22 protein-coding genes are annotated in these 25,264 nt (G+C 71.5%); 12 read left to right on the top strand and 10 right to left on the bottom strand.

From position 1 onward, the window contains the following. The first annotated feature begins 19 nt into the window (after nt 1-19). Entirely contained in the window at nt 20-670 is a 651-nt protein-coding gene (locus ABD973_RS15925) for an HAD family hydrolase (RefSeq protein WP_125821740.1), read from the top strand. Nucleotides 671-895: 225 nt separating this feature from the next. Continuing rightward, nucleotides 896-1,996 (top strand): globin domain-containing protein, encoded by a 1,101-nt coding sequence (locus tag ABD973_RS15920; RefSeq protein WP_345500485.1) that lies wholly within the window; start codon nt 896-898, stop codon nt 1,994-1,996. Nucleotides 1,997-2,029: 33 nt separating this feature from the next. Here the strand turns inward: ABD973_RS15920 and ABD973_RS15915 are convergent, their stop codons facing one another. The 5 genes from ABD973_RS15915 to ABD973_RS15895 form a co-directional block, all read right to left on the bottom strand. Further along, a complete protein-coding gene (locus tag ABD973_RS15915) occupies nt 2,030-2,509 on the bottom strand; it encodes an NUDIX domain-containing protein (RefSeq protein ID WP_125594100.1) in 480 nt (159 codons plus the stop codon). A gap of 61 nt (nt 2,510-2,570) precedes the next feature. Beyond that, nucleotides 2,571-3,467, bottom strand: a complete 897-nt coding sequence (locus ABD973_RS15910) for a LysR family transcriptional regulator (protein WP_345500482.1) — start codon at nt 3,465-3,467, stop codon at nt 2,571-2,573. 182 nt (nt 3,468-3,649) lie between these two features. Next, nucleotides 3,650-4,834, bottom strand: coding sequence for a cystathionine gamma-lyase (locus ABD973_RS15905; protein WP_345500480.1), 1,185 nt, complete (start codon nt 4,832-4,834; stop codon nt 3,650-3,652). Beyond that, nucleotides 4,831-5,331 carry a low molecular weight protein-tyrosine-phosphatase gene (locus ABD973_RS15900; protein WP_345500478.1) on the bottom strand — a complete coding sequence of 167 codons (501 nt, stop codon included), beginning with the start codon at nt 5,329-5,331 and terminating at the stop codon, nt 4,831-4,833. The genes ABD973_RS15905 and ABD973_RS15900 overlap by 4 nt, the downstream gene beginning before the upstream one ends. 11 nt (nt 5,332-5,342) lie before the next feature. Beyond that, nucleotides 5,343-5,723, bottom strand: coding sequence for a phage holin family protein (locus ABD973_RS15895; RefSeq protein WP_125821745.1), 381 nt, complete (start codon nt 5,721-5,723; stop codon nt 5,343-5,345). A gap of 93 nt (nt 5,724-5,816) precedes the next feature. Between ABD973_RS15895 and ABD973_RS15890 the strand changes: the two genes are divergently transcribed. From ABD973_RS15890 to ABD973_RS15875, 4 genes are all read left to right on the top strand, one after another. Beyond that, nucleotides 5,817-6,134, top strand: coding sequence for a cupin domain-containing protein (locus ABD973_RS15890; protein WP_125821746.1), 318 nt, complete (start codon nt 5,817-5,819; stop codon nt 6,132-6,134). A gap of 182 nt (nt 6,135-6,316) precedes the next feature. Beyond that, nucleotides 6,317-6,550: a DUF5326 family protein gene (locus ABD973_RS15885; RefSeq protein WP_206436538.1), complete on the top strand. Its 234-nt coding sequence runs from the start codon at nt 6,317-6,319 to the stop codon at nt 6,548-6,550. Between the two features lie 181 nt (nt 6,551-6,731). Further along, complete coding sequence (locus tag ABD973_RS15880; protein ID WP_185899118.1) at nt 6,732-7,502, top strand: IclR family transcriptional regulator; 771 nt, start codon at nt 6,732-6,734, stop codon at nt 7,500-7,502. 97 nt (nt 7,503-7,599) lie between these two features. Continuing rightward, nucleotides 7,600-8,049 (top strand): SsgA family sporulation/cell division regulator, encoded by a 450-nt coding sequence (locus tag ABD973_RS15875; protein WP_125594094.1) that lies wholly within the window; start codon nt 7,600-7,602, stop codon nt 8,047-8,049. Between the two features lie 37 nt (nt 8,050-8,086). Here ABD973_RS15875 and ABD973_RS15870 read toward each other — a convergent pair whose 3' ends face one another. After that, nucleotides 8,087-9,550: a YibE/F family protein gene (locus ABD973_RS15870; protein ID WP_125821747.1), complete on the bottom strand. Its 1,464-nt coding sequence runs from the start codon at nt 9,548-9,550 to the stop codon at nt 8,087-8,089. A gap of 178 nt (nt 9,551-9,728) precedes the next feature. Between ABD973_RS15870 and thiC the strand changes: the two genes are divergently transcribed. Continuing rightward, the gene (gene thiC, locus ABD973_RS15865; protein WP_125821748.1) at nt 9,729-11,516 is read left to right on the top strand and encodes a phosphomethylpyrimidine synthase ThiC; all 1,788 of its coding nucleotides are present in this window, start codon (nt 9,729-9,731) and stop codon (nt 11,514-11,516) included. A 154-nt stretch (nt 11,517-11,670) separates the two neighbouring features. Here the strand turns inward: thiC and ABD973_RS15860 are convergent, their stop codons facing one another. From ABD973_RS15860 to ABD973_RS15850, 3 genes are all read right to left on the bottom strand, one after another. Continuing rightward, the gene (locus ABD973_RS15860; protein ID WP_345500472.1) at nt 11,671-12,486 is read right to left on the bottom strand and encodes a hypothetical protein; all 816 of its coding nucleotides are present in this window, start codon (nt 12,484-12,486) and stop codon (nt 11,671-11,673) included. Nucleotides 12,487-12,635: 149 nt separating this feature from the next. Next, entirely contained in the window at nt 12,636-13,874 is a 1,239-nt protein-coding gene (locus ABD973_RS15855) for a metallophosphoesterase (RefSeq protein ID WP_345504605.1), read from the bottom strand. Nucleotides 13,875-14,090: 216 nt separating this feature from the next. Continuing rightward, a complete protein-coding gene (locus ABD973_RS15850) occupies nt 14,091-15,206 on the bottom strand; it encodes a LacI family DNA-binding transcriptional regulator (protein WP_007265278.1) in 1,116 nt (371 codons plus the stop codon). A gap of 362 nt (nt 15,207-15,568) precedes the next feature. Between ABD973_RS15850 and hisC the strand changes: the two genes are divergently transcribed. Next, a complete protein-coding gene (gene hisC / locus ABD973_RS15845; protein ID WP_125821750.1) occupies nt 15,569-16,648 on the top strand; it encodes a histidinol-phosphate transaminase in 1,080 nt (359 codons plus the stop codon). A gap of 66 nt (nt 16,649-16,714) precedes the next feature. Here the strand turns inward: hisC and ABD973_RS15840 are convergent, their stop codons facing one another. Then, entirely contained in the window at nt 16,715-17,083 is a 369-nt protein-coding gene (locus tag ABD973_RS15840) for a cyclophilin-like fold protein (RefSeq protein WP_125594089.1), read from the bottom strand. Between the two features lie 201 nt (nt 17,084-17,284). On the opposite strand from ABD973_RS15840, the gene ABD973_RS15835 reads away from it, so the two are divergent. The 4 genes from ABD973_RS15835 to ABD973_RS15820 are packed head-to-tail and all read left to right on the top strand — an operon-like array spanning nt 17,285 to nt 25,239. Then, the gene (locus tag ABD973_RS15835; protein ID WP_125821751.1) at nt 17,285-18,790 is read left to right on the top strand and encodes a cytochrome ubiquinol oxidase subunit I; all 1,506 of its coding nucleotides are present in this window, start codon (nt 17,285-17,287) and stop codon (nt 18,788-18,790) included. An 18-nt stretch (nt 18,791-18,808) separates the two neighbouring features. Beyond that, nucleotides 18,809-19,810: a cytochrome d ubiquinol oxidase subunit II gene (gene cydB / locus ABD973_RS15830; RefSeq protein WP_125821752.1), complete on the top strand. Its 1,002-nt coding sequence runs from the start codon at nt 18,809-18,811 to the stop codon at nt 19,808-19,810. Between the two features lie 46 nt (nt 19,811-19,856). Next, nucleotides 19,857-23,456, top strand: coding sequence for a thiol reductant ABC exporter subunit CydD (gene cydD, locus ABD973_RS15825; protein ID WP_345500468.1), 3,600 nt, complete (start codon nt 19,857-19,859; stop codon nt 23,454-23,456). 37 nt (nt 23,457-23,493) lie between these two features. Then, nucleotides 23,494-25,239, top strand: a complete 1,746-nt coding sequence (locus ABD973_RS15820) for a sensor histidine kinase (protein WP_125821754.1) — start codon at nt 23,494-23,496, stop codon at nt 25,237-25,239. Nucleotides 25,240-25,264: the final 25 nt, after the last annotated feature.

Here is a 25,264-nt window from a genome sequence, read left to right as displayed (position 1 = left end):
GCGGATAGCCTCGGCAGCTATGACTTCGCTGCACCTGTTCGACCTCGACGGCACCCTGATGTACGGCTCGGCGGCACCGGTGGAGATCTCCCGGCAGCTCGGGGTGGACGCTGAGATCGCCGAGCTGGAGCGGGCCTTCGGCGCCCGGGAGATCGGCCCGCACGCGTTCTCGGTCGCGGCCCGGGAGCTGTGGTCGGAGCTGACGCCCGCGCACGTCCGGGCGGCCTTCGACGGATCGCCCTGGCTGGCGGGCATCCAGGAGGTCTGGACGGAGATCCGGGAGCGCGGCGACTACTGTGCGGTGATCTCCCTGTCCCCCTCGTTCTTCGTGGAGCTGCTGCTGGAGTGGGGGGCGCACGCCGCGCACGGCTCGGTCTTCCCTGCGGTGCCCTTCACGGCGCCCGTCGACGTGGCCGGGATCCTGACGCCGGAGCGCAAGGTGGAGGTCGCGGACTCGCTGTGCGCGCGCTTCGGAGTGGGCCGGGCCGACTGTGTCGCGTACGGGGATTCGATGACGGACGCGATGCTCTTCGAGGTGGTGCCCCGCTCGGTCGCGGTGAACGCGCGCCCTTACCTGGCTGCCCGGGCCACGCACGTCTACCAGGGCCGTGACCTCCGCCAGGCATACCAGCTCCTGGGCGCGGCGCGCCCGGGAGTCGAGGCATCTTAAGGGGAAAAGGGGTTTCGAAACCCCGTTTCTTCCATTCCTCCGCCGCGCTCTCGGTCGGCTGGCACGCTGTGAAACCCGGAACCACGGATTCGGGGCCGTGGCGTGTGAGACCCGACCGAGATGCTCGAAGCGAGGCACCGCATGGACGCTCCGCCCACCAGATCGGCCAGACCGACGGGACGGATACCCTCCGGGGGCGGTGCCCTCGAGCCCTCCCCGGACGCCGTGCTCATCCGCCGGACCCTCGCGGAGATCGCACCCATCGCGGACAAGGTGACCTCCTACTTCTACGCCCTCGTCTTCACGGGGCACCCCGAGGTCCGGGAGATGTTCCCGGCGGCCATGGACGTCCAGCGCGACCGGCTGCTGAAGGCCCTGCTGACCGCCGCCGAGCACATCGACGACCCCGCCGTGCTGACCCCGTACCTGCGCCGGCTCGGCGCGGGCCATCGCAAGTACGGCACCGTCTCCGCCCACTACCCGGCCGTCGGCGAGGCGCTGATCGGCGCGCTGGCCCGTTACGCGGAGCTCACCTGGGGGCCGGAGACCGAGGCGGCGTGGGTGCGCGCGTACACCGCCATCTCGCAGACGATGATCGACGCGGCGGCGGAGGACGAGGCCAGGGCGCCGGCCTGGTGGCACGCCGAGGTGGTCTCGCACGACCTGCGCACCTCGGACATCGCCGTACTGACGGTCCGCCCCGACCAGCCGTACCCCTTCCTCGCAGGCCAGTACACGAGCCTGGAGACCCCCTGGTGGCCGCGGGTCTGGCGGCACTACTCGTTCGCGTCGGCGCCCCGCCCGGACGGGCTGCTGTCCTTCCACGTCAAGGCCGTCCCGGCGGGCTGGGTCTCCAACGCCCTGGTGCGGCACGCCCGGCCGGGCGACGTCCTGCGGCTGGGACCGCCGGCCGGTTCGATGGTGGTGGACCACAGCACCGACAACGGGATGCTGTGCCTGGGCGGCGGCACCGGCATCGCCCCGATCAAGGCGCTGATCGAGGACGTCGCCGAGCACGGCGAGCGGCGCCCGGTGGAGGTCTTCTTCGGCGCGCGCAGCGATCACGACCTGTACGACAAGGACACCCTGCTCGGGTTGCAGCGCTCCCACCCGTGGCTGTCGGTCCGCCCGGTGATCGGGGAGGGGCTGGCGGGACAGCTGCCGCAGGCGGTCGGAGAGAACGGGCCCTGGAGCTCGTACGACGCGTTCATCTCGGGGCCGCCGGCGATGGTCCGCAACGGTGTGGACGCCCTCAAGCGGATCGGGATCCCCGGGGAGCGGATCCGCTTCGACGCCCTGGAGGAGCTGGCGGGCGTGGCCGGCTGAGCACGGCTCGGCCCGCCGGCCCTCCCGGTGCCGTCAGCCCAGGTCGGGGGCGTGCATGGCGCGCACCCCCTCGATGTTGCCGTCGAGGTAGTGGCGCAGCGAGAGCGGGACCAGGTGCACGGCGGCGATGCCCACCCGGCTGAAGGGCACGCGGACGATCTCGTACTCGCCCTCGGGCTCGTCGACCTCGGGCCCGTGGCGCAGGCCGGGGTCCATGGACACGAGCCGGCAGACGAAGAAGTGCTGCACCTTCACCCCGGTCACGCCTCCGGAGGCGATGTGCTCGACGGTGTCGACGAAACAGGGCACCACGTCGGTGATCTTGGCTCCGAGCTCTTCGTCGAGCTCGCGGTGGAGGGCGTCGACGACGGTGCTGTCAGTGGCTTCCACACCGCCGCCGGGAGTGAGCCAGTACGGATCGACGCCTGGCTTGGTGCGCTTGATAAGGATCAGGTCGTCACCGTCGAGCAGGATCGCGCGGGCGGTGCGTTTGACCACAGGACGTTCGGTCATGGGAGAAGAGTGGCCCAGCTCCGCCCTTCCGAAACGCGCCGTCGTCCGGAACCCGAGGCACTCACCAGTGCACCGCGGCACGCAGCAGGCGTTCGTGGGCCCGCGCGAGGTGGGCGAGCGCCAGGCTGCCCGCCCGTACGACGAGGAACCAGGTGCGCAGCGGAGGTACGGCGGGTTCCAGCAGGGAGACGACCTCACCGCGGTCCAGGGCCTCCTGGCACAGGTAGCGGGGCAGGACGGCCAGTCCGGAGCCGGCCCGGACGCATCCCAGTACGGCCCGCAGGTCCGGAGCCACGACGGTGGCGGCGGAGTCGGGTACGGAGTCGAAGACGGCGGCCCAGTAGCGGGTGACCAGGGGCAGGCTCTCGTGGACCTCGACGACCGGGATCCCGTCGAGTGCCGCGGGGCCGGCAGTGCTCAGTGCGGCGGGGTCGGCCAGGGCGGCCCAGTAGGGAGCGGCGACCAGGACCTGTTCCTCGTCGCAGAGGACGGTCGTGGTGAAGGGGCCGCCGCGCGGCCGGCCGGTGGTGACGACCAGGTCGTGCTGCCCGGCGGCCAGACCGGTGAGGTTCTCCTCGGTGCCGGGCGCGAGGACGGTCCGCAGGGTCTGGCCCTGGCCGACCAGGGGGGCGAGGGCGGGCAGTACGCGCAGGCAGAGGAACTCAGGCGGCCCGGCGAGGTGCAGGGTCCGCAGGGCCCCGCCGGCCTGCCGCTCGCTCTCGGCGATCCGGAGCAGCGCGTCGAGGTGCGGGGCGGCCTTGTGGGCCAGTTCGTCCCCGACGGCCGTGGGGGTGACGCCCCGGGCGCGCCGGTGGAACAGGGGCCGGCCCAGCTGCCGCTCCAGGGTGCGGATCTGGGAGGTGACGGCGGGCTGTGACAGCCCGAGGAGCGCGGCGGCCCGGGTGAACGAGCCGGCCCGGTGCACGGCGACGAAGGTGCGCAGCAGGGCCAGGTCCATGGCGGCCCCTCTCGGTGGGGGCCTTCAACTATAAATATGCCGATAGGCCCCTGTCGTTACCGTGATTGGACTCTGACGCTGAGTCAACTAGCCTTGTCGGCGTGGTTCTTCTCTCGGGGAACCCGGGGCGGTCCGAGCCACCAGGGGGGAGGCTCGGACCGCCCTGATGCTCCCCGGGCCGGTCAGGCGTCGGCGGCCGCGGAATCGAGGGCCCGGAGCACGTCGGCGACCAGGTCCTCGGGGTCCTCGGCCCCGGCGGAGAACCGGATGAAGCCGTCCGGCACGTCGTCGCCGCCCCAGCGGCCGCGCCGCTCCGCGGTGGAGCGGACTCCGCCGAAGCTGGTGGCGTCCTCGACCAGGTGCAGGGCGATCATGAAGCGCTCGGCGTGTGCGCGGTCGGGGAGGGTGAAGGAGACCACCGAGCCGAAGCCGCGCATCTGGCGGGCGGCCGTCTTGTGGGAGGGGTCCGAGGGGAGACCCGGGTAGCGCAGTCCGGTGACCTCGGGCCGGTCGGCCAGCGCCTCGGCCACCGCCAGCGCGTTGCCCCACTGGCGCCCGGCCCGCAGCTGGAGGGTGGCCAGGGAGCGGTGGGCCAGCCAGGCCTCCATGGGACCCGGGATCGCTCCGACGATCTTGCGCCAGCGGCGGACGGCCGCGGCGAGCTCCGGGTCGCGGCAGACGACGTAGCCGAGCAGCAGGTCCCCGTGGCCGGTCAGCCCCTTGGTGCCGCTGGCGACGGAGAAGTCCGCGCCCAGCTCCAGGGGCCGCTGCCCGAGCGGGGTGGCGAGGGTGTTGTCGACGGCGACCAGGGCGCCCGCCGCGTGCGCGGCCGCCACGAGGCGGCGTACGTCGCAGACGTCGAGCCCCGGGTTGGACGGGGTCTCGATCCACAGCAGCCGGGCCCCGTCGAGGGCGGCGAGCTGCGCCTCCCCGCCGGTCGGGGCGGTGCGCACGCGGACTCCGTACGCTTCGAGCTGCTCGCGGACCAGGGGCAGCGCCTGGTAGCCGTCGGAGGGCAGGACGACGGTGTCGCCGGTGCGGGCCTGGGAGAGCAGGACGGCGGAGACGGCCGCCATGCCGGAGGCGAAGACCACGGTCTCCACCCCCTCCCCGCCGGGTGCCTCCAGTTCCCCGACGGCCCGTTCCAGCAGGGTCCACGTGGGGTTCGTGTCGCGGCCGTAGGTGTACGGCCCCGCGACCTCGCCGGGGAGGTGGAAGTGCGCGGCGAAGACGGGTCCGGGCAGCGGGGGTTCGTTCTTGGCGGGCTCGGGGAGCCCGGCGCGTACGGCGCGCGTGCCGTCGCCGTACCGGTCGGCCGGAGCCGGCGGCGGGGTCGTGGCGGGCCCGCCGGGGGTGTGCTCGTTCACGGGGTGTGCTCCTTCACGGCGGTGCGTACGGCGGCCAGCAGGCCGGTGCTCGCCGCCTCGACCAGGGCCAGGCACTCCTCGAACCCCTCGACCGGGCCGTAGTACGGATCGGGCACGTCCGCCGCGTCCGGTACGCCGGCCGGGGCCGGCGGGTCGTAGGAGCGCAGCAGCCGGACCTTGGCGGCGGCCTGCGGGGTGGGCGCGAGTGCGTGCAGGGCCCGGAGGTGGCCGGCGTCGAGGGCGACGACGAGGTCGAGGCGGTCGAACCACGAGGCCCGGAACTGCCGGGCCCGGTGGTCCTGCTCGTACCCGGCGGCCTCCAGCACGGCGACGGTGCGCGGGTCGGCGCCGTCGCCCTCGTGCCAGCTGCCGGTGCCGGCGCTGTCCACCTCGACCAGCCCGTCGAGGCCGGCTTCGACGACGCGGGCGCGGAAGACCGACTCCGCCATGGGGGAGCGGCATATGTTGCCGGTGCAGACGAAGCACACGCGGTACATGGGCGGTCCGCTCAGTTCTTGTCGGGCAGGGCCAGGTTCACGGCCCAGGAGACGATGGAGATGATCAGGCCGCCGAGGACGGCGGTCCAGAAGCCGTCCACGTGGAAACTGAGGTCGAACTTCCCGGCCAGCCAGGAGGTCAGCATCAGCATCAGGGCGTTCACGACGAGGGTGAACAGGCCCAGGGTGAGGATGAACAGCGGGATGGACAGCAGCTTCACCACCGGCTTGACGATGAGGTTGACCAGCCCGAAGACCAGCGCGACCAGGATCAGCGTCAGCGCGCGGCGGCCCGTGCTGCTGCCGTCGTCGAGGGTGATGCCGGAGACCAGCCAGATGGCGACGGCCAGGGCCGCCGCGTTGGCGAGCGTCTTGACTACGAAATTCGTCATGTGTCTGATCGTGGCAGAGAAGATCCGGGGCGGGCATCGGCAGATCAGCGGATCCCGGGGTACCACGGGCGAAGAGCGAGGGGCACAGCGAAGATGAAGGCCTTCCGGCTGGACGAGCTCGAAGCGGAGCGCGCCGCCAACAGCGGCGCCTACCTGCAGTTCCTGCGGGAGCGGAACATGTCGGTCGGGCTGTACGCCCTCGATGCCGGGCAGAGCGACCCGCAGCAGCCGCACCGCCAGGACGAGGTGTACTTCGTGGTGAGCGGGCGGGCGTCCATCACGGTCGGGGAGGAGACGACGGTGGTGGCCAACGGCAGCGTCGTCTACGTTCCGGCGGGGGTGCCGCACAAGTTCCACCACATCACCGAACCCCTGAAGGTGCTGGTGGTGTTCTCCCCGCCGGAGGGCTGATCAGCGGGGGTCTGAGGGTCGTTCCCCTGATCCCCCTAAGGGGCGGGTCAGGGGGTTCCGAGGGCTCGCGGACCCCCGCGGGGGTCCGCGGCCTCCTAGCATCGAGAGCGAGGGAAGAAACGGACCCGATGACTCGCGACATCACGACATCACGGGGTCACTGACGAGGAAGAGGTAGGAACATGGACGGGATCCGAGCGATGTTCGCGGGCATGCCCTGGTGGGTCAAGTGGGTCGCCGTCCCGCTGCTGGCGATCTTCGTCTTCGGTGGAGTGATCACTTCCATCCTCGGCGCGCTGATCTCGTTCGTCTTCAAGGCGCTGCTCTTCGTCGCCCTCGTCGGTGGTCTGGTCTTCGTGGTCAAGAAGTTCAGCGGTGGCGGCAGCGGAGCGAAGACCTCCTCCGGCGAGTGGTAGGCCCCGCGCCGCACGCTTCCCCCAACGGGTAAGGGGATTGACCCAGCCGGGGGAACGGGACCGGCCGAACCGCACACACGGCGGGAACCGGCCGATAGGGTGGCAATCCGCGCCGTTCCCTGGGGGCGGCCCCCGCAGAGCGGGCCACCCCGAGGCCCGCCGCCACCCCTGGGGGTGAGCTTTGCCTTCGGTTCACAATCCCGGTGTCCCGACCCTGATCGGTTCGGTGCAGCGGGCGTTGCGGCTCCTCGAAGCGGCGGGGTCCCACAGCGGGGGAGCCCCGGCCAAACAGCTGGCGCGCGAAGCCGGGCTCCCGCTCCCCACCGCGTACCACCTGCTGCGCACCCTGACGCACGAGGGTTATCTGCGACGCGAGGGCGGGGTGTTCGTACTCGGCGCCGCGGCCGGCCGGCTGGCGGGCGGCGGACTTCAGCAGAAACGTCGCAGCATGATCCTCGACTCGCTCGCGCACTTCCGCGACGCGGTGGGGGCCCCCGTCTACTTCGCGGTCTACCGCGAGGGTGAGATCGAGGTCGTGGGCGTCTCGGACACCCCGGCCAACCCGGCCTGCCAGGAGTGGGCCGACTTCCGCGCGACCGGCCACGCCCACGCCATCGGCCAGTGCCTGCTGGGCCAGCTCGACGAGAAGACGCGCAGGGACTACTACGACCGGCACCCGGTCGAGAGCATCACGCCCTACACGGTCCGGGACATGCACGCCCTGGAGCAGCGGATCGGCTCTCTGGAACGGATGCAGCCGGTTACGGAGCGTCAGGAGTACGCCCTCGGGACGGTGTGCGCGGCCATCCCCATCACGGCCGGCGATGCCGCCGCGACCATGGCGGTTTCCCTTCCTGTGCACCAACAAGACCGGTTGCTCTATGTGGTCGATCGGCTACGGAGTGAAGTAGGCGCGCTGTTGAGTACCCTCTCCTTCTCTATCAGTATCTGAAAACTCACTCCTTGTGATCTGCTGGCGCTTCCACCACCCTTGTCAAGACGGCCCTGGGGGATCATTCCTGGCCACTTCCACTACAGCGGGGTAGGCAATGCGCGAGTCGGTACAGGCAGAGGTCATGATGAGCTTCCTCGTTTCCGAGGAGCTCGCGTTCCGGATCCCGGTGGAGCTGCGGTACGAGGCCCGTGACCCGTACGCGGTACGCCTGACCTTCCACCTTCCCGGAGACGCGCCCGTGACCTGGGCGTTCGGCCGGGAGCTGCTTCTCGACGGCATCAACAAGCCGAGCGGTGACGGCGACGTGCACATCGCGCCCACCGATCCGGACGAGCTGTCCGACGTCCACATCCGGCTCCAGGTCGGGGGCGAGCGGGCCCTGTTCCGGGCCGGCGCGGGCCCGCTCGTCGCGTTCCTCGACCGGACCGACCGGCTTGTTCCGCTCGGTCAGGAGCGCAACCTCGGTGACTTCGAGGAGAGCCTCGACCAGGCGCTCGGCAAGATCCTCGCCGAGTCGCAGCACGACGAGCGCAAGGCGGGCTGAGGCGGGGGCCGGGAGGTCCCGGCCCCCGCCCCGTCCGTCAGCGCTTGCGCCGGCGCCGTCCCCGGCCGCCGCGGGCCGGCGCGGCCGGACCGGCCGCCGGGCTTCCGGACGCTCCGGCCCCGGGTTCCGGCCGGTCGGCGGAGACCACCAGCGCCGCGAGCGCCGTGGTGACCGGCACCGAGGCCACGAGCCCGATGGAGCCCACGAGGGTCCGTACGATCTCCTCCGCGACCAGCTCGCTGTTGGCCACCGTGCCCATGCTGCTGTTGGCGATCGAGAACAGCAGCAGGAGCGGCAGGGCTGCGCCGGCGTACGCCAGCACGAGGGTGTTCACCACCGAGGCGATGTGGTCACGGCCGATCCGGATGGCGGCCCGGTACAGGGCGCGCGGACCCATGGCCGGGTCCGCCTGGTGGAGTTCCCAGACGGCCGAGGTCTGAGTGACCGTCACGTCGTCGAGCACGCCAAGGGATCCGATGATCACGCCTGCCAGCAGCAAGCCACTCATGTCGATGTTCGGGTAGAGCCCGTGGATCAGCCCGGTGTTGTCGTCCGTGTTGCCGCTGAGGAACGCCTGGCTGATGAACTGCGAGCCCAGCAGCCCGATCAGCAGGAGCGAGACCAGCGTGCCGAGGACGGCGACCGAGGTCCGCGCCGTCAGCCCGTGGCACATGTACAGCGCGATCAGCATGATCGCGCTGGCGCCGATGATCGCGACGAGCAGCGGGTTCGATCCCTGCAGGATCGCAGGGAGGATGAAGAGCGTCAGGACGCCGAAGCTGACGCCGAGTGCGATGAGGGCGAAGAGACCGCGCATCCGGCCCACCACGACGACCGCGACGGCGAAGATGCCGGCCAGCAGTGCCAGCGGGAACTTCCGGTTCAGGTCGATCACCGAGTACTGGAGGTCCCGGGGCGCGTCCGGCGCGTACGCCACCACCACCTCCTGGCCCTTCTCCAACTGCCGGGGCGCGCCGGGCTGGACGATCTCGAAGAAGGCCCGGCCCTGATCCGGTCCGGTGGTCACCTCGACGGTGGCCTTCTTGCACTCGCCGGTCTGAGCGGCCTGCGCCTCACGGCCCTCGGGGGTGGAGGTGTCGCCCGTGGGAGGGACCTGGGAGGCGTTCACCGATTTGCAGTCGACGTTCGCGAGGGCGACGACCTTGCCCTGTTGGGTCTGGCGGTCGAAGCCCACCCCGGTCCGTTCGTGCGCGGGGGCGCCGCCGGGCCAGAGCAGGGCCATGCCGACGAAGACGGCGGCGGCGAACGGGATCAGTACGGCGGCGATCACCTTCCGCAGGTGCTTGGAGACCGGGGCAGCCGGCCCGTGGCCGTGGCTGTGTCCGTGTCCGTGGCCGTGGGAATGCCCGTGCGCGGAGTCCGCGGCATCCCCGCGGGACGCATGTTCGTGGCCGGTGTGGCCCGTGGGCTCGGTGGGCGTGGGGGGAGGCTGCGGCGAGGACGTCACCGGCAGATCATCGCAAGAGATGAGGGGGCCCACTGTTCAGCACGCCACACCCGACGCTAACGTGGGGGCTACTTTGCACAACGCGGGAGCTCGGAGCACCGGGCTGAGAGGGCGCTGATCACCGTACGCGCATGAGAATGCGTACGGGAGGAGGCTGCGTCGACCGCCGAACCTGTTACCGGGTAATGCCGGCGTAGGGAGATTAGGTCTCATGACCATTCAGGACGCACGCACGCCTGCCGTCAGCCAGAACGCCGACGGCCAGACCGAGCGCCAGCCGGGCTGGCACAAGGGCTACGTGGCGGGCTCCCGCCCCGACATCCGGGTGCCGGTCCGCCAGGTCCACCTCACCAACGGCAAGGACGTGACGCTCTACGACACGTCCGGTCCGTACACCGACCCGCAGATCGAGACCGACGTCCGCCGTGGCCTCGCGCCGCTGCGCGAGAACTGGATCATCGGCCGTGGCGACACGGAGGAGTACGCGGGACGCCCCGTCCGCCCCGAGGACGACGGCATCAAGCACACCTCGCCGCGCGGGGGTCTCAAGAACCTCGACGCGGTCTTCCCGGGCCGCCCGCGCCAGCCCCGCCGGGGCCGTGGCGGCGCCGCCGTCACCCAGCTCGCGTACGCCCGCCGGGGCGAGGTCACCCCGGAGATGGAGTACGTCGCGATCCGCGAGAACGTCTCCCCCGAGGTCGTCCGCGAGGAGATTGCCGCAGGCCGCGCGGTGCTTCCGGCCAACGTGAACCACCCGGAGATCGAGCCGATGATCATCGGCAAGAAGTTCCTGGTCAAGGTCAACGCCAACATCGGCAACTCCGCCGTCACCTCCTCGATCGAGGAGGAGGTGGAGAAGATGACCTGGGCGACCCGCTGGGGCGCCGACACGGTCATGGACCTCTCCACCGGCCGCAACATCCACACCACCCGCGAGTGGGTGCTGCGCAACTCCCCCGTCCCGATCGGCACCGTGCCGCTGTACCAGGCCCTGGAGAAGGTCGACGGCAAGGCCGAGGACCTGACCTGGGAGATCTACAAGGACACGGTCATCGAGCAGGCCGAGCAGGGCGTCGACTACATGACGGTCCACGCCGGCGTACTGCTGCCGTACGTGCCGCTGACCGCCCGTCGCAAGACCGGCATCGTCTCCCGCGGTGGTTCGATCATGGCCGCCTGGTGCCTCGCGCACCACAAGGAGAACTTCCTCTACACGAACTTCGAGGAGCTGTGCGACATCCTCGCGACGTACGACGTCACGTACTCGCTGGGTGACGGCCTGCGGCCGGGCTCCATCGCGGACGCCAACGACGCGGCGCAGTTCGCGGAGCTGAAGACGCTGGGCGAGCTGAACACCATCGCCAAGCGGCACAACGTCCAGACGATGATCGAGGGCCCGGGCCACGTCCCGATGCACAAGATCAAGGAGAACATCGACCTCCAGCAGGAGATCTGCGAGGAGGCGCCGTTCTACACGCTCGGCCCGCTGACCACCGACGTCGCGCCCGCGTACGACCACATCACCTCGGGCATCGGCGCCGCGATGATCGCCTGGTGGGGCACCGCGATGCTCTGCTACGTGACGCCCAAGGAGCACCTGGGCCTGCCCAACCGGGACGACGTGAAGACCGGCGTCATCACCTACAAGATCTCCGCGCACGCGGCGGACCTGGCCAAGGGCCACCCGGGCGCCCAGGAGTGGGACGACGCCCTGTCGGACGCGCGGTTCGAGTTCCGCTGGGAGGACCAGTTCAACCTGGCCCTGGACCCGGACACGGCCCGTGAGTTCCACGACGAGACCCTCCCGGCCGAGCCGGCCAAGACCGCGCACTTCTGCTCCATGTGCGGTCCGAAGTTCTGCTCCATGAAGATCTCGCAGGACATCCGCCGTGAGCACGGCGGTGACCTGAAGGCCGATGAGATCGAGGCGGGCATGGCGGAGAAGTCCGCCGAGTTCGCGGCCTCGGGCAACAGGGTCTACCTGCCGCTGGCCGACTGACGGGTGCACAGGGGGTCGGCCGACGGCATTCCGGGGGGAGTCGTCGGCCGGCCTTCGCCGTTCCCGGCCGAGCCCGTGGCGGCGGATGTTTCACGTGAAACACGGCCGACCGGGCAGCGGTGGCCGGGGTCCTGCTCGGGGACCCACTCCGGTCCTACTCGGGGTCCTGGTCCGGTCCGCCGAAGTCCGGGCTGGTGAAGTCCGGCGAGCTGAAGCCGGGTCGGGAGCCCGGGGAGTTCGGGCCCGGGCTGGTGAAGTCCGGGCGCGTGTAGCCCAGGCTGGGGATACGCCCGGCCCCCGGCGTGCGAGGCACCGGGTAGCCCGGTCCGGCGGTCGGGTCCGCCAGGGCATCACGGAGGAAGGGCACGATGCCCCGCTCCAGCAAGGCGTTCCGCCAGGCCTCGCGGGCACGGGAGAGCTCGTCGGATATCGGCACGCTCTCTTCCGCGGTGACTTCCGTGGAGCTGTTGCGCAGGGCCGTCACGAGCAGTCCGACCACCGCGAACAGCACGGCGGCCACGGTGAGCCCGCCGAAGAGCCAGCCCGCCGTCAGCATGGTCTCGGCGAAGGCAGGGGCCGGGTCGATCATCTTGAGGCAGTACCCCACCAGCAGGAAGATCAGCATGGCGGTGCCCGCCAGGACCGGTGCGAGGACGCCGACCACGGCGCTCACACCGGCCCCGCCGTCCTGGTCCTCGCCGCCGTCCTCGGCGTTCGTCCCGAAGGCCGAGAGGGCCCCGTCGCGCAGCTCCTCCCGCACCTTCACGTAGTGGTCGTACTCGGCGGCCGCCGCGGCGGTCAGGAGTGTGATGGCGGCCAGGGCCATGGTGCGCAGTTGTTCGGCGTTCAGCCGTTCGCCCAGGGTGGCGAGTTCGGGTCGTTCGTCCGCGGTGCGCAGTGCCTCGTCGAGGAGCCGGTCGAACTCCGGTCGGTCTTCGGTGAGCAGGTGCGGAGCGCTGGTCATGTGCATCCCCCGATGCCCCGTACATGCCGGTATGCCCGCGTAGATACGGGGCTCCGGCACAAACGGAGGAGAGCCTGCTACGGATAGAGCGATGGTAGAGCGCCCCTGCCACGCGGTGACAGGGGCTTTGCTGAAATACCCCGCTCCGAGAACGCTCAGTCGCGCAGAGGTAGTTGAACGACGAGCAGCTTGCCCGCCATCGTCACTCCGCCGTCCATCGCGATGGCCAGCCCGTCGGCGTACACGTGGGGCCCGTCCACGGCCTCCGGGCCGTGGGAGTCGTCGCCGTCCTCGGTGCCCACCTCGCCGAGCAGGTACGGGATGGGGCTGTGGCCGTGGACGACGCGGCCGCCGCCGTAGGTGGCCAGGAGTTCCCGTACGGCCTGGGGGCCGGTCTCCTCGTCGCGGAAGGCGAACCGCTTGGTGAACTTGCGGAAGAGGTCCCAGGTGATGTCGGCGTCGTTGCGGTTGAGAAGCTCGTGGATGGTGTCGTTGACGTCCTCGATGGAGTCGCCGTAGTCCAGGTACGCGGTGGTGTCCGAGTGCAGCAGCAGGTGGCCGTCCTGCAGCGTCGCCGCGTCGAGGCGGGACATCCACTGGAGGTGCACGTCCTCCAGGCGCTCCATGTCGGTGCGCTGGCCGCCGTTGAGCAGCCAGGCGGCCTGGAAGGTGGCGGTGCCGGCGCCGGAGGACACGGGGGTGTCGCCGAAGCGCTTGGCGCCGATCAGGAGCAGTTCGTGGTTGCCCATCAGGGCCTTGCAGTAGCCGCCGGCGGCGGCGGCCTCGGCGGAGAGCCGCATGACGAGGTCGATGACGCCGATGCCGTCGGGGCCGCGGTCGGTGAAGTCGCCGAGGAACCAGAGCCGGGCGTTGCCGGCGGACCAGCGGCATTCGGCGTCGATGAGGTGCTGGGCCTGGAGTTCCCGGATGAGCTCGTCCAGGTAGCCGTGCACGTCGCCCACGACGTAGAGCGGGCCGGGGCCGGAGCCGGGGTTCTCCTGGGGGACGTACTGGACCTGCACGGTGTCCCCGGGGCCGCCGGCCGAGCCGCGGACGATGATGGGCAGGTCGCGCTGCGTGGGCGTGTAGCCGTCGTCACCGGCGTCGTCGTACTCGCCGTCGCCCGCCGTGCGCTGCTGCGGGACGGCCTCCGTGCCCGGGTGGGCGGGAGGAGCCGCGGCGGGCCCGTCGGGAGCGTAGGCGGGCCGCGGGGGCACCGGGGTGCTCTCGTCGTAGTACGCGGGGTACTCGCCGTACACGGGGGGCTCGCCGGGCAGTGCGGCGGCCGCGGTGTACGGCGCGGGTTCGACGACCGGCACCCGGAAGTCCCGCAGCGTGTCCGTCCGCATCGCGGGTCCCTGACCGGCCCCCTGAGTCATCGACCCCTCCACCACCGTCGCGCTGCCGTACACCTGCGGACCCTGCTCACCTCCGGGGTGGAGGGTCCGTGATGTCGTGCGCCCATCATAGGAATGCGGCTCGCGCTCTGTGACGCACCAGGGGTGGTGAATCCTTGCCGGAACCTCTCCTTCCTGCCCTTTTGTTCCGGTTTCGGCGTTGTGGAAATCCTCGGCGGGGCCATCGGCCCCGCCCCTGTGACGGTGTGGCGGTCAGTCCTGGGCCGGCGAGCGCGGCGGGCTGACGGTCGTGCGGGGTGTCCTGCGCTGCGAGGAGGTGCGGATGATCAGCTCGGTCGGCACGACCTGTTCGACGGGGCGTCCGGTGTCCACTCCCTCGATCGCGTCGATCAGCAGCTGTACGACGGCGGTGCCGATGCGGCGGGGCTTGAGGGAGAGCGTGGTGATGGGCGGTTCGGTGTTGGCGTAGACGGTGGACTCGCTGCAGCAGACGAGGAGCAGGTCCTCGGGGACCCGCAGCCCGTAGCGCCGGGCGGCGGCGAGGAGGTCGGTGCCGTTGGGGTCGAAGAGGCCGTACACGGCGTCCGGCCGGTCGGGGCGGGCGAGGAGCCGGTCGGCGGCGACGGCGCCGGCGCACGGGTCGTGGGCGGGGTAGGACTCGTAGACCGGGTCCTGGCCGACGCGCTCGCACCAGTTGAGGTACGCCGTCGTGGAGAGCCGGGTGTAGGTGTCGGTGGTGGTGCCGGTCAGCAGCCCGATGCGGCGGGCTCCGGCGGCGGCGAGGTGGTCGAGGAGGCCCAGCACGGCGGCCTCGTGGTCGTTGTCCACCCAGGCGGTGACGGGCAGGGTGCCCGCCGGCCGGCCGTCGGAGACCACGGGCAGGCCCTGGCGGACCAGTTCGCTGACGACCGGGTCGTGGTCGGAGGGGTCGATGACGACGGTGCCGTCGAGGGCCACGTTGGACCAGACGTCGTGTCGTGAGGTGGCGGGCAGGATGACGAGGGCGTAGCCGCGGGCGAGCGCGGCGGAGGTGGCGGCCCGTGCCATCTCGGCGAAGTACGCGAATTCGGTGAAGGTGAAAGGTTCATCCCCGTACGTCGTCACGGTCAGGCCGATGAGGCCCGACTTGCCGGTACGGAGGGTGCGGGCCGCGGCGGAGGGGCGGTACCCCAGCCGGTCGGCGACCTCGCGGACGTGGCGGCGGGTGGCGTCCGGCAGCCTCCCCTTGCCATTGAGCGCGTCGGAGACGGTTGTGATGGACACGCCCGCCGCGGCGGCCACGTCCCTGATGCCGGCCCGGCCCTGTCGGCCGCCGACCCGCCGGGTGGTCTCGGTCCGGCTCACCTGGTGCTTCCCTGCTGCTGTCATGGCGAGCCGATAGTAGGGCGCGGAGGGCAGGGTGGTTCGGGTGCATATGCACGCGTTGACAGGCACGATTCTGCATGGTTCGCCACCCCCAATGACCTTGGAATTGAAGGTATTTGTCGTCCTGGTCTGAGAGTGAGGCTTGTCGACGGGTACGAACATGCCAAAACGGAGCCGCCTCCGGCCGCCCTCAACTCACCTGCACGAGGGACGCGCGCCACGGCGCAGGCCACCGGCGCACGCATATATGCGCGCGCTCCCCCTGTGTTCCTGGCGCCCGCCATTCTCGTATCGGCGGAATCCTCATAAGGTGAGCAGTATTGAGTCGACGGAGACGTCGACGGGACGGTCGAGGAGGACCTGCGGTGAGCGAGAAGAGCCCGAAGCTGCGCGCCGAGCTGGACGGCATCCCCACCTACAAGCCCGGCAAGCCCGCCGCCGCGGGCGGGGCCGTCGCGTTCAAGCTGTCCTCGAACGAGAACCCGTACCCGCCGCTCCCGGGGGTCCTGGAGAGCGCCGTGGCCGCGGCCGGCCGGTTCAACCGCTACCCGGACATGGCGTGCACCGGCCTGGTGAACGAGCTGGCGGAGCGTTTCGGCGTGCCGGTCGAGCACATCGCCACGGGCACCGGCTCGGTGGGTGTGGCCCAGTCGCTGATCCAGTCCACGGCCGGCCCGGGCGACGAGGTCATCTACGCCTGGCGCTCCTTCGAGGCGTACCCGATCATCACCCAGATCTCCGGCGCGACCTCGGTGCAGGTGCCGCTGACCGACGGTGACGTGCACGACCTGGACGCGATGGCCGCCGCGATCACCGACCGGACCCGCCTGATCTTCGTCTGCAACCCCAACAACCCCACCGGCACCGCCGTGCGCCGCGCCGAGCTGGAGCGGTTCCTGGACCGGGTTCCCTCGGACGTCCTGGTGGTGCTGGACGAGGCCTACCGGGAGTTCGTGCGCGACACCGACGTCCCGGACGGCATCGAGCTCTACCGCGACCGCCCGAACGTGGCCGTGCTGCGCACGTTCTCCAAGGCGTACGGGCTGGCCGGCCTGCGCGTCGGCTTCGCAGTGGCACACGAGCCGGTGGCCGCGGCGCTGCGCAAGACGGCCGTGCCCTTCGGCGTGAGCCAGCTCGCCCAGGACGCGGCGGTCGCCTCGCTGCGGGCCGAGGACGAGCTGATGGGCCGGGTCGGGGCGCTGGTGTGCGAGCGCAACCGGGTCCACGAGACGCTGCTCGCGCAGGGCTGGACGGTTCCGGACACCCAGGCCAACTTCGTGTGGATGCGGCTGGGGGAGCGCACCGCCGACTTCGCGGCGGCCTGCGAGAAGGCCGGTGTGGTGGTCCGGCCCTTCGCGGGCGAGGGCCTGCGGGTCACGATCGGTGAGACCGAGGCGAACGACCTCTTCCTGCACACGGCGGAGGCGTTCTTCAAGGAGCTGTAGGCAAGGCCGTGGGCGCGGAGCCGTAGGCAGGGAGCCGCGGCCGCGTGCCGCAGCCGGGAGCTGGGGTCAGACCAGTTCCACGCGGATGGGGTCGCCGTCGCGGACGGTGGCCAGGAGGCGGGGGTCGCCGTCGAACGAGCCGAGCACGTTGCACGGGCTCGCCAGGCGGCTCTCGCCACCGCGCGAGATGGGCGTGGGGCCGTAGGGCAGGGCGAGTGCGTCGCCCTCGGTCCAGAAGGCGACCGTGCCGGGGTCGACGACCTGCTGGGCGTCGTCTTCCAGGGCCACCGAGACCCCGGTGTCGAAGTAGACCTCCTCGCCCCAGGTGTTCGCGGAGGCGGAGATCGGAAGGGCCGCCGCCAGCGCCTTGCTGGTCGGGGTCTCGTCGAGGGTCGCGGTGAGCAGGCCGGCAGGCCAGGAGATTCGAATCTGCATGGCCACATTCAACAATCTGTTGAAATCCTTGGCTAGTGGCCGATAAGGGGGACCCCGGCTGATTCGAGCCGGAGGTGGTAGGACATAATGCTTGTGAATGTGAACGCGTTCACAAGCGTGTCCTGCTTCCTCCCGTTATGGGGAGGAACCCGCCAGGCAGACTGCCCGCTGTGACCACGGCGACGACAAGGAGAAGACGACGTGGACCTAGCTTTGGCGCCTGAGACATTGGCGCGCTGGCAGTTCGGCATCACCACCGTCTACCACTTCCTCTTCGTTCCGCTCACGATCTCGCTCGCCGCGCTGACCGCCGGCCTGCAGACCGCGTGGGTCCGCACGGAGAAGGAGAAGTACCTCAGGGCCACGAAGTTCTGGGGCAAGCTTTTCTTGATCAATATCGCGATGGGTGTCGTCACCGGCATCGTCCAGGAGTTCCAGTTCGGCATGAACTGGTCCGACTACTCGCGATTCGTGGGCGACATCTTCGGCGCCCCGCTGGCGTTCGAGGCATTGATCGCCTTCTTCTTCGAGTCGACCTTCATCGGCTTGTGGATCTTCGGCTGGGACAAGCTGCCCAAGAAGATCCACCTCGCCTGCATCTGGATGGTCTCCCTCGGCACCGTCCTGTCCGCCTACTTCATCCTGGCGGCCAACTCCTGGATGCAGCACCCGGTCGGCTACCGCATCAACGAGGAGCGGGGCCGGGCCGAGCTCACCGACTTCTGGGCGGTCCTCACCCAGGACACCGCCCTCACCCAGTTCTTCCACACCATCACGGCCGCGTTCCTCGTCGGCGGTGCGTTCATGGTCGGCATCGCCGCCTTCCACCTCGCGCGCAAGAAGCACGTCCCGGTGATGCGCAGCTCGCTGCGGCTCGGCCTGGTCGTCATGATCATCGCCGGAATGGGCACCGCGATCAGCGGTGACCTGCTCGGCAAGGTGATGTTCAAGCAGCAGCCGATGAAGATGGCCGCCGCCGAAGCGCTCTGGGACGGCGAGGCGCCGGCCCCCTTCTCGGTCTTCGCCTACGGAGACGTCGAGAAGGGCCACAACAAGGTGGCCATCGAGATTCCCGGCCTCCTGTCCTTCCTCGCCAACGACGACTTCAGCTCCTTCGTCCCCGGCATCAACGACGTCAACAAGGCCGAGCAGGAGAAGTTCGGCCCCGGCGACTACCGGCCCAACATCCCCGTCGCCTACTGGGGCTTCCGCTGGATGATCGGCTTCGGCATGGCCTCCCTGGGGATCGGCATGCTCGGGCTGTGGCTGACCCGCAAGCGGTTCATGCTGCCGCCGGCGCTGCGCACCGGTGAGGACGAGGTCCCCCATCTCGTCCTCTTCAAGGAGGCGCTCAGCCCCCGGTTCGCCCGGCTGTACTGGATCGCCGCGCTCTGGACCATGCTCTTCCCGCTGATCGCCAACTCCTGGGGCTGGATCTTCACCGAGATGGGCCGTCAGCCCTGGGTGGTCTACGGAGTGCTGCGCACCAGGGACGCGGTCTCGCCGGGCGTCTCGCAGGGCGAGGTGCTCACTTCGATGATCGGCTTCACTCTGCTCTACGCCGTGCTCGCGGTGATCGAGGTCAGGCTGCTCGTGAAGTACGTCAAGGCCGGCCCGCCCGAGCTCACCGAGGCCGACCTCAACCCGCCCACCAGGATCGGCGGGGACGACAAGAACCCCGACCGGCCGATGGCCTTCTCGTACTGAGGCTGAGGAGACCACACCATGGAACTTCACGACGTCTGGTTCGTACTGATCGCCGTCCTGTGGACCGGCTACTTCTTCCTGGAGGGCTTCGACTTCGGGATCGGTGTCCTGACCAAGCTCCTCGCCCGGGACCGCACCGAGAAGCGGGTCCTGATCAACACCATCGGACCCGTCTGGGACGGCAACGAGGTGTGGCTGCTCACGGCCGGCGGCGCCACCTTCGCCGCCTTCCCCGAGTGGTACGCGACCCTCTTCTCCGGCTTCTACCTGCCACTGCTGGTCATCCTGGGCTGCCTCATCGTCCGCGGAGTCGCCTTCGAGTACCGCCACAAGCGGTCCGAGGAGCGGTGGCAGACCAACTGGGAACACGCGATCTTCTGGACCTCGCTGATCCCGGCCTTCCTGTGGGGCGTGGCCTTCGCCAACATCGCGCGCGGCGTGAAGATCGACCAGGACATGGAGTACGTCGGGAACGTCCTCGACCTGCTCAACGTCTACTCGGTCCTCGGCGGCCTGGTCACCCTGACCCTGTTCACCTTCCACGGTGCCGTCTTCGCCGCTCTGAAGACCGTCGGGGACATCCGGGACCGTGCGCGTGCGCTCGCCACCCGGCTGGGGGTGGTGACGGCCGTCCTGGCCCTGGTCTTCCTGATCTGGACCCAGGCCTCGCGCGGTGACGTCTGGAGCCTGGCGGCGATGGCCGTCGCCGTAGTGGCACTGGTCGGGGCCCTCGGGTTCAACCTCGCGGGCCGGGAGGGCTGGGCGTTCGCCCTGTCCGGGATCACCATCGCGGCGGCCGTCGCGATGCTCTTCCTGACGCTGTTCCCGAACGTCATGCCGTCCTCGCTGGACGCGGCCTGGAGCCTCACGGTCACCAACGCCTCGTCCACCCCGTACACCCTGAAGATCATGACCTGGTGCGCCGCCGTGGCCACTCCCCTGGTCCTGCTCTACCAGGGCTGGACGTACTGGGTCTTCCGCAAGCGGATCGGTACGCAGCACATCGTCGACGCGCACTGAGCCGCGCGCGTCACTCCTGCCCGACCCTGCCGAGGGGATGTTTCACGTGAAACCGATCGACCCGCGCCTGCTGCGGTACGCCCGTTCCACCCGTCTGTTCCTGGGGGCAGTGGTGGCCCTCGGGCTCGCCGGGGCGGGGCTGGTCGTCGGTCAGGCGATGCTCATCGCCGAGATCGTGGTCGGAGCCTTCGAACGGGGACTCGACGGCGCCGCGCTCCGGACGCCGCTGCTGCTGCTCGCGGCGGTGGCCCTGGGGCGCGGCCTCGTCGCCTGGCTCACGGAGCTGGCCGCGCACCGGGCGAGCGCGGCGGTCAAGTCCGAACTCCGGGGCCGGCTGCTGGACCGTGCCGCCGCCCTCGGGCCCGGCCGGCTCAGCGGACAGCGCACGGGGTCCCTGGTGTCCCTGGCCACCCGGGGCGTGGACGCGCTCGACGACTACTTCTCCCGCTACCTGCCCCAGCTGGGGCTCGCGGTGGTGGTCCCGGGGGCGGTGCTCGCCCGGATCGTCACCGAGGACTGGGTGTCGGCGGCCATCATCGTGGTCACCCTGCCGCTGATCCCGCTGTTCATGATCCTCATCGGCATGGCCACCCAGAGCAGGATGGACCGCCAGTGGCGGCTGCTCTCGCGGCTGTCGGGGCACTTCCTCGACGTGGTGGTGGGCCTGCCCACGCTGAAGGTGTTCGGGCGGGCCAAGGCACAGGCCGAGTCCATCCGGAAGATCACCGACGACTACCGCCAGGCCACCATGCGCACCCTGCGCATCGCCTTCCTCTCCTCCTTCGCCCTTGAGCTCCTGGCGACGCTGTCCGTGGCGCTCGTCGCGGTCACCATCGGGATGCGGCTCGTCCACGGGGAGCTGGACCTGTACACCGGGCTGGTCATCCTGATCCTGGCGCCGGAGGCCTACCTGCCGCTGCGCCAGGTCGGCGCGCAGTACCACGCGGCCGCCGAGGGACTGGCCGCCGCGGAAGAGATCTTCGAGGTCCTGGAGACCCCGGCCCCCGCACCGGGTGGCGGCGCCGACGTGCCGGCCACGGGACTGCGGATCGCGCTCGACGGGGTCGAGGTGCGGTACGAGGGGCGCGGCGCGAGCTCTCCGGGACCCGTCTCGCTCGTCGTCGGACCGGGCGAGTGCGTGGCCCTCACCGGCCCGAGCGGGGCCGGGAAGTCCACTCTGCTGAACGTGCTGCTGGGCTTCGTCACCCCGACGGCGGGACGGGTCCGGGTCGGGGACGCGGACCTGGCGGAGCTCTCCCTGGAACAGTGGCGGGAGCGCATCGCATGGGTCCCGCAGCGGCCCCACCTGTTCGCCGGGACCATCGCCGAGAACGTCCGCCTGGCCCGGCCCGGGGCCGAGGACGAAGCCGTGGAGGCGGCCCTGCGCGAGGCCGGGGCGTGGGAGTTCGTCTCCGCCCTGCCGCACGGGGTGCGGACCCTGCTCGGTGAGGGCGGGACCGGACTGTCCGCCGGGCAGCGCCAGCGCCTCGCCCTGGCCAGGGCGTTCCTCGCGGACCGGCCGGTGCTGCTGCTGGACGAACCGACGGCGGCCCTGGACGGGGAGACCGAGGCCGCGGTCGTGGACGCCGTACGCCGCCTCGCGGTCGGGCGGACCGTGCTGCTCGTGGTGCACCGGCCGGCGCTGCTGGCGGTGGCCGACCGCGTCGTGGCGGTGGGCGAGGGCGCCGCGGGCCGGCCGGCCGGGGCCCTCGCGGCCGCAGCCGGTACGGCCTCGGCGGCCATCGCCGGTACGGCCTCCGCTGCGGGAGGGGGCGCGGCTTCGCACGGGTCCGCGGTGGTCTCGGGCCCCGGCGAGTGGATCCTCGGGCACGGACCCGAGCGGAACGGACGCGGCTCGGCCGGCGGGGGCACCGAGGGCGCGGGAGCGGCCGGTGATCCGCTGCGCCGGGTGCGCGCCGTGGCCGCGGCCTGGCAGGGCCGGTTCCGGCTCGGGCTGCTGCTCGGGGCGCTGGCCGTCGGGAGCAGCGTCGGGCTGATGGCCGTCTCGGGATGGCTGATCTCCCGGGCCTCCGAGCAGCCGCCGGTGCTGTACCTGATGGTTGCCGTCACCGCGACGCGGGCCTTCGGGATCGGGCGGGCCGTCTTCCGCTACGCCGAGCGGCTCGTGTCGCACGACGCCGTCCTGCGGATGCTCGCCGACCTGCGGGTCGCGGTGTACCGCCGGCTGGAGCGGATCGCCCCCGCCGGGCTGCGCGAGCAGCGGCGCGGGGACCTCCTCTCCCGGCTGGTGGCCGACGCCGACGCGCTCCAGGACTACTGGCTGCGCTGGCTCCTGCCGGTGGGCACGGCGGTGCTCGTCGGCACCGGGTCGGTGGCGTTCACCGCCTGGATGCTGCCCGGGGCGGGGGCCGCGCTCGGGGCGGGGCTGCTCGCCGCGGGGGTGGGGGTGCCGCTGCTCAGCGGGGCTTGCGCGCGGCGTGCCGAGCGGCGGCTGGCGCCCGCCCGGGGCGAACTCGCCACCCGGGTGGCCGATCTGCTGACGGGTACCGCCGAACTGACGGTGGCCGGGGCGCTGGCCGGCCGCAAGGAGCGGGCGCGGGAGAGCGACGGCGTGCTGACCCGGATCGCCTCGCGCGGGGCCGCGGCCACCGGGCTCGGCGGCGGGCTTTCCGCCCTGTTGTGCGGACTCACTGTGGTGTGCGCCGCGTTTGCCGGTGCGGAGGCCGTCGCGGACGGCCGGCTGTCCGGGGTGGCCATGGCGGTGGTGGTGCTGACCCCGCTCGCCGCCTTCGAAGCCGTCAGCGGGCTTCCGCTGGCCGTCCAGTACCGCCAGCGGGTGCGGCGCAGCGCCGAGCGGGTGTACGAGGTCATCGACGCCCCGGTGCCCGTCGCCGAGCCGGCCGAGCCCCGGGCGCTGCCGGACTCGCCCTTCCCGCTGCGGCTGACGGGCCTCGCCGCCCGGCACGGCGGGCAGGAGCGGGACGCGCTGCACGGGCTGGACCTGACCCTGGAGGCGGGCCGGCGCATCGCGGTCGTCGGGCCGTCGGGTTCGGGCAAGACCACGCTGGCGCAGGTCCTGCTGCGCTTCCTCGACCCGCGCGAAGGCGCGTACACCCTGGGCGGGACGGACGTCCGGGGCCTCGACGGCGACGACGTACGCCGGATCGTGGGCCTGTGCGCCCAGGACGCGCACCTCTTCGACAGCTCGGTGCGCGAGAACCTGCGGCTGGCCCGGACCGGGGCGAGCGAGGAGCAGCTGCGCGAGGCCCTCGCCGCGGCCCGGCTGCTGGAGTGGGCCGACGGGCTTCCGGACGGGCTGGACACCCTGGTCGGGGAGCACGGGGAGCGGATCTCCGGCGGGCAGCGCCAGCGGCTGGCCCTGGCGCGGGCGCTGCTGGCGGACTTCCCCGTCCTCGTCCTGGACGAGCCGGCCGAGCACCTGGACCTGGCGACCGCGGACGCCCTGACGGCGGATCTGCTGGCGGCCACGGAGGGCCGGACCACCGTACTGATCACGCACCGGCTCGCCGGGCTGGCGGCGGTGGACGAGGTGCTCGTACTGGACGAGGGAGCGGTCGTGCAGCGGGGCGCCTATGCGGAGCTGGCGGAGGCCGAGGGGCCGCTGCGGAGCCTTCTGGAGCGTGAGCGGGAGGCCGATCGGGCCCTGGTCGGCACCCGGGGCTGACTTTCCCTCCTATACGGGACTAACTACGCTCGAGGGCATGTCAGTGCAGGAGTCGCAGGAATCACCGGAGTCGCCGGAATCCCGTGGGGGCGCACCGGATCCGCTGGAGGCCGCCACCCAGGCCACCCGGAGCCTGCACGGGCTGTCCACGGAGCTGACGGCCCGCGTCCCACAGCTGCTGGAGGCCATGCGTTCGGTCGGCACCGGCCTCGAACTGCACTCCACGCTCGACCGCATCTGCGAGACCGCCGCCGAGCTCGCCGACGCCCGCTACGCGGCGATCGGGGTCGTGGACACGGACGGCCCGGGGCTCTCGGACTTCGTCACCTTCGGCGTCAGCGCACAGCTGGCGCGGCGGATCGGGCACCGGCCGGACGGGAAGCGCGGCCTGCTCGGGGCGCTCATCTCCCACCCGGACACCGTCCGGCTCGCCGATCTGACGAAGGACCCCCGGTCGGCGGGGTTCCCCGCGCACCACCCGCCCATGAAGACCTTCCTGGGCGTCCCGATCCGGGTGCAGGGCGAGATCTTCGGGAACCTCTACCTCGCCGAGAAGAACGGCGGCGGCGAGTTCAACGACTACGACGTCCACATGGTCCGGGTGCTGGCCACCGAGGCGGGCATCGCCATCGGCAACGCCCGGCTCTACGAGGCCGCCACCCAGCGCGAGCGCTGGATCGACGGCTCGGTGGCGGTCACCACGGCCCTGCTGTCCGGCGGCGACGCGGACGACGCCCTGTCGGTGGTGGCCGAACAGGCCCGACGGCTGGCCGACTCCGCCGCCGGGATCGTGATGCTGCCGGCGGAGGAGGGCGGCATGGAGATCGTCGCGGTCTCCGCGGACAACCCCGCCACCTCGCTCGGCGTGGTCATTCCCGCCGAGAGCCCGGTGGCGGACAAGCTGCTGCGGGGCGAGCCGGTGTTCGTGGACGACGCCGCCTCCGACCCCCGCATGATCAGTAGGCTGACCAGCCAGTACGGGCCCTGCATGATGCTGCCGCTGCACAGCGGCGGGCGGGTGCTGGGTGCGCTGGTCACCCCGCGGGCCCGTGGAAAGCGGCCCTTCACGGAGGCGGAGCGGACCCTGGCCACGCAGTTCGCCTCCCAGGCCGCCCTCGCGCTGATGATGGCCGAGGCCCAGCGGGACCGGGAGCGGCTCGCGGTGTTCGAGGACCGCGACCGGATCGCCCGGGACCTGCACGACCTGGTCATCCAGCGGCTGTTCGCCACCGGGATGATGCTGGAGGGCGCGCAGCGCAGGTCCATCGTCCCCGAGGTCCGCGACGGCGTGGGCAAGGCCGTGGACGAGCTGGACGTGACCATCCAGGAGATCCGCACCGCGATCTTCGCGCTCCAGCAGGGTCCGGCGGAGGCCCCGTCGGGGCTGCGCACCCGTGTGCTGCGGGAGATCAACATGGCGGCCGTACCGCTGGGCTTCAAGCCCGCGCACCGTTTCGTCGGGCCGGTCGACACCGTCGTCGGGGAGCTGGTCGGCAAGAACCTGATCGCGGCCCTCCGCGAGGCCCTGTCCAACGCCTTCCGGCACGCGGCCGCGTCCCGCATCGAGGTGCTGGTCGACTCCACCGCCAGCCTGCCCGACGGCCGGCCGGGGGTACGGCTGGAAGTCGCCGACGACGGGGTGGGCATGCCGGAGGGCGGCCGGCGCAGCGGCCTGCGGAACCTGCGCCGCAGGGCGGAGTCGCTCGGCGGCTCCAGCTGGTACGGATCCGGCATCGGGGAGGACGACGGCGGGACCACCCTGGTCTGGGAGGCCCCGCTGTGATCGGTCGCGCCCACCCGGGCGGGGA

The organism is Streptomyces racemochromogenes (genome assembly GCF_039535215.1).
GTDB classification, from domain to species: Bacteria; Actinomycetota; Actinomycetes; order Streptomycetales; family Streptomycetaceae; genus Streptomyces; species Streptomyces racemochromogenes.
Note: the sequence above shows the minus strand (reverse complement) of the source record. Positions and strands in the feature narration are given on the sequence as shown.